Annotated in this window: 1 protein-coding gene; it reads left to right on the forward strand. The window is 42.4% G+C overall.

Features of this window, described 5'->3' with window-relative positions; genetic code table 11:
- Window positions 1-1,046 (forward strand): AMP-binding protein (locus R7E47_RS25315; RefSeq protein ID WP_318085566.1); only part of this gene is annotated, 1,046 nt, incomplete at both ends.

Genomic DNA, 1,046 nt, shown 5'->3' on the forward strand with positions numbered 1-1,046 from the left:
CTGCTGGGAGAAATCATGCGATTTTTGATAAAACTGTTGGGATGTTTGTTAAAACATTACCTATTAGGACTCATTTACCGTCTGCACAGCCAGTAAATGAATTTTTCTCAAAAGTACAGGAGCATTGTTTTGCAGCCTTCGAATGTGATGTGGATCCTGTAGAATGGATTATGAATCGAACTAGTATGACACGGAAGACAAATGGTACTCCTCTTATTCAAACCATGTTTTCGTTTCATCATGAGCAGGAAGAACTTGCTGCACAATGGGAGATACAAAACGTTTTCAATCCCAATGTACAATTTGATCTATCATTGGATGTGTTTGAACACAGTTCCCATTTAGACATCTATTTTGAATATAGTACAAGTTTATTCAGAAAAGAGACTATTGAACAGATGGCCCAAAATTTTGAATATCTTATCCAGAGGGTGTTGGCCGATCCACATCAATTGATTGGCGAAATCGGGTTGCTTTCTCAGGAGGAACAAACGCTATTGACCAGCATGAATGATACTTTTGTACCGATGCCTTCCTACCAATCTATCTCGGCTCAATTTGAAAAGCAGGCTAAGGTGCGTCCGGAGGAAACAGCGGCTGTTTTTAGAGGAAAATCCCTCTCCTACGGAGAATTGAACAGTCGTGCCAATCAGCTAGCACATGCCCTCATTCAACAAGGTGTTGGAACCGATATGTTGGTAGGCATCATGGTTCGCCCATCATTTGATCTACTCATCGGGATGCTGGGAATTTTAAAGGCGGGGGGAGCCTATGTGCCAATTGACCCTCAATATCCAGATAGCCGTATTGAGTACATGCTGAAAGACAGCGCGGTCCCTCTTTTGCTTACACAGTCGGTGTTGAAAGAAAGAATAGACTCATACTCAGGCAAAGTGATTTATTTGGATAAGGGGATGGAAGGAGAGCGTACAACGAATCCACCCTCAGTGGCAGAAGGGCATCATCTAGCCTATATGATTTATACTTCTGGATCAACTGGGGAGCCGAAAGGCGTATTGATTGAACAGCACAGTGTACTGAATTTA

The organism is Vibrio sp. Vb1026, from assembly GCF_033338745.1.
GTDB classification, from domain to species: domain Bacteria; phylum Pseudomonadota; class Gammaproteobacteria; order Enterobacterales; family Vibrionaceae; genus Vibrio; species Vibrio alginolyticus.